This window comes from Chitinophaga sp., assembly GCF_035564935.1.
Lineage (GTDB): Bacteria > Bacteroidota > Bacteroidia > Chitinophagales > Chitinophagaceae > Chitinophaga.
Genome location: NZ_DATMTE010000312.1, coordinates 1 through 3332, shown reverse-complemented (window position 1 = coordinate 3332; position 3332 = coordinate 1). Strand labels below are relative to the sequence as shown.

General features: G+C 46.7%; 4 protein-coding genes and 1 pseudogene. 2 read left to right on the top strand and 3 right to left on the bottom strand.

Features of this window, described 5'->3' with window-relative positions:
- Positions 1–210: pseudogene (locus tag VN105_RS08335) on the bottom strand (hypothetical protein); the annotation flags it as partial.
- Between the two features lie 61 nt (positions 211–271).
- On the opposite strand from VN105_RS08335, the gene VN105_RS08330 reads away from it, so the two are divergent.
- On the top strand, positions 272–892 hold the full coding sequence (locus VN105_RS08330) for a hypothetical protein (protein ID WP_325639774.1): 621 nt from the start codon (positions 272–274) through the stop codon (positions 890–892).
- A 32-nt stretch (positions 893–924) separates the two neighbouring features.
- Complete coding sequence (locus VN105_RS08325; RefSeq protein ID WP_325639772.1) at positions 925–1437, top strand: GNAT family N-acetyltransferase; 513 nt, start codon at positions 925–927, stop codon at positions 1435–1437.
- Positions 1438–1532: 95 nt separating this feature from the next.
- Here the strand turns inward: VN105_RS08325 and VN105_RS08320 are convergent, their stop codons facing one another.
- The gene (locus VN105_RS08320) at positions 1533–2990 is read right to left on the bottom strand and encodes a DUF6600 domain-containing protein (RefSeq protein ID WP_325639770.1); all 1458 of its coding nucleotides are present in this window, start codon (positions 2988–2990) and stop codon (positions 1533–1535) included.
- 145 nt (positions 2991–3135) lie between these two features.
- On the bottom strand, positions 3136–3332 hold a 197-nt coding region (locus VN105_RS08315; RefSeq protein WP_325639768.1), incomplete at its 5' end, for a hypothetical protein.

Below are 3332 nucleotides of genomic sequence, written 5' to 3'. Positions count from 1 at the left end.
AATCCTGTCGGTTAACCTGCCTTTGTCGTCTTTTAAAATCCATCTGATACATTCTCCATGACGGAATGCCTTGTTCTTTTCAGGATCAAAAACATTGTTAATATCTTTGTCCAGCGGCCTTATCCAGCCGGGTACATTCTTGTTTAATTCCACATGCACGTCGAGAAATTGCCGGGCTGTTTTTTCATCATTTACAATAATCAATTGCATTGAAACCATTTGTACAAATGTAATAAAAATGCGTTGGCATTATTTTTTCTCTTTCCCGGTTATGAAAAGAAGCTACGTTTATCCCGCCGTCCTGCTGTTGCTTATTGTTGTGTTCAGCCTGGGGTACTGCCAGCAGCAACGCTATGTTCGTAAAGTGCTGTCTGAAAACCAGCGCCTGTGGAACGAAAACCGCGATTTACGCAAAAGCCTTGACCAGTCGGGGGCGGTGTCCCAACAAATTACCAACCACCAGGAGCTCCGCCAGCGGGTAGCAGGCCAGTTTATTGAACGCAGGGCTTATTACCGCCGGAACTGGCAGCAATTTATTGCCGTTACTGCGGGCGATTATCGTACCGGCCTGCTCGGAGGGATCAAAGACCTGGATATTATTGTGAGAAATCAAACGGAATATGCGCTTGATAACGTGGTGGTCAGCGTTTCCTATATGCGGAACAATAACGAGGTTTTTAAAACAGAACGATATACTATCAGTAATATTCCGGAGAAAGGTACCCGCAGCATTGCAGCCTCCAACAGCCGCAAAGGCAGTAAGGTAGCTGTAAAGCTGGTGAGCATTACCAGCCAGCCGATGAACTTCTGCTGGGCTGCAGATAAACCCGTTCCTGCCGGTAACCCGGATCCGTTCGAATGTGTGCCATCCGTGAAAAATGCTACAGAGTAGCCGCTACGCAGTATAATCAGTAACTTCGCCGCATGATCCGGCTAATACCTACCACCGTCGCCGATGAAGCGATAAAAGATTTGTATGAACAAGCTTTCCCCGAAGAAGAAAGAAGGCCCTGGGATCAGCAACTGATGCTGATAGCATCCGGAAAATTACATTTACTGCGTATTGTAAGTGACAATATCTTTGCCGGCTTTATATTTTACTGGCGCCTTCCCGGTTTCAGCTTTATAGAACATTTTGCCATTCACCCCGGTACCAGGGGCGGTGGGGCAGGAACACAGGTAATGCTGCTAATGGAAGCGGAGCTGGGAGGAATTGTGCTGGAAGTGGAACCGCCTGTAACAGAGCAGGCTATACGGAGAATTAGTTTTTATGAGCGGCTCGGTTATCAGGCATTTACGGAATCCTATCATCAGCCTTCGTATTACCCCCATTATCCGCCGCTGGAACTGCGCCTGATGCAGAAAGGGCTAAGGCCCGGTACGGCTGCATTTCAAACTATAAAGGGCAGTTTATATAAACACGTTTATAATCAATAAAAAAGTACGGATAACATACAGGGCATTAATGATGTAATCTCACAAACATCTTTGCCGCTGTTATCATCCGTACTTTCTTTATATCCGGAGGTGGCTTATCCTACACGGGAAGGACGGTCACCCTGTTGCCTCGGTTGCTGTTGCTGTTGTGGCTGTGGCCTCTGCTGTTGTTGTTGTCGCTGTTGCTGTTGTTCCCTTACCCTTTGCTGCTGTTGCTGTTGTTGTTGTCTCTGCTGCTGTTGTTGTTGCTGTTGGGCCCTTTGCTGTTGTTGCTGCTGTTCTCTTTGTACCCTTTGTTGCTGCTGCTGTTGTTGCTGTTGTTGTGCTCTCTGCTGTTGTTGCTGCTGTTCCCTTACTCTTTGCTGTTGTTGTTGCTGTTGCTGCTGAACTCTCTGTTGTTGCTGTTGTTCCCTTTGAATCTGTTGTTGCTGCTGCTGTTGTTGTTGAACTCTCTGTTGCTGTTGTTGCTGTTGTATCCGTTGTTGTTCAGCAGTTCTGTCTGGCGTTACCCTCGATGGCCTGTTATAGTTGCCCGGTGTATTGTTATTTGCCGGGTTTACCGGCTGGGTAGTACCTGTTCTTATCCTTCCGTTATTATTACCCGGAGGTGTGTTACCGGTGTTGTTATTGGCCGGCTGGTTCACTTCACCAGGGCGAACCCTGTTGCCACCGTTATTATTATTGTTACCTGGCTGGGTAACTGTGTTGCCTGGTGTAACGCGGCCGGGACGGTTATTGTTATTATTTACCGGTTGTACGGGTCTCGTACGGTCCACCTCACGTCCTCTCTGGATTGCTGCAGCATCGGGGCGGTAAATACGTAACTGGTTATTTTCAACCCTTCCGCCACCAGGTCTGCTGGTGTTTTCCACTCTCACGGGGCGTACTGCCTGACCTGAATAACGCTGTACATCATTGGCGCTTGGCCCGGCATACACTCTTCTGCCGCCGTAATTATTGGTGTTATTGATAACAGTAGTATTGTTGATAATAGTTACATTCCTGCTGTTGTTAACGTAGTAATTATTGATCCGTGGACTGTTAATGTACTGTCTTGGTACAAACGCCCAATAACTGGCCGGTGCATTATAAGTATACTGTGGTCCCATTGGCGCCCATCCATAGTAGTCGCCGCCGGTTCGCCAGCTCACCCATGCCGGACCCCAGTCGTAGCCGGGCACCCACATCCATCCCTGGAAATCGTCATATAACCAGCGGCCATAGTGGAACGCTGCCCAACCCCATGCGAAATCAGATGCCCAGGTCCAGCCGTAATCGGTGTACACCCAGTGTCCGTTTGTATAGTAAGGCCTGAAGTCCCGGCCCGCATTCGGGATCCACACCCGGTCGTACCCCGGGTAGCTTACCCACCGGCCGTAAGGACTCAATTCGTCGTAAAAAGAAATAGATCCGCTCACCTGTACCTGCGGTCCGCTGGCATAGGAAGAGCCATATTGATCATCATACGCCGGTGCATATGTAGATGCACAGCTGCTGACGAAAAAGCCCAAAAATAAAATTGATATTCCTGTATGTTTTAATAAACTGTTCATAACTCCTGTTTTTTAGTCCTGTAGGTATTGTTTTTTGTAAGACCCTGGAGATGTAATGAATGCTTTGTAAAGATCGTCTTTATATCAACAAGCATTTTTTAATGGTTTGTGAAAAAGTATTAGAAGGCGGAATCATTTTAAATTGTTAAAGGATTATGTTAAAATTTTTATAACGCTTTGCTGCAGTTACAGCGTTGTATATACTGTAAGACAAAAATGATTCCAAATTCGTAACCGCTGTAATAGCTTGCGTTTCAGCGGATAACAGCAGCATGTACGGAATAATAAAATATTCTGGTAATATTCCATCGGTTGCACTGAAATACATCTGGTTTTTAAGTA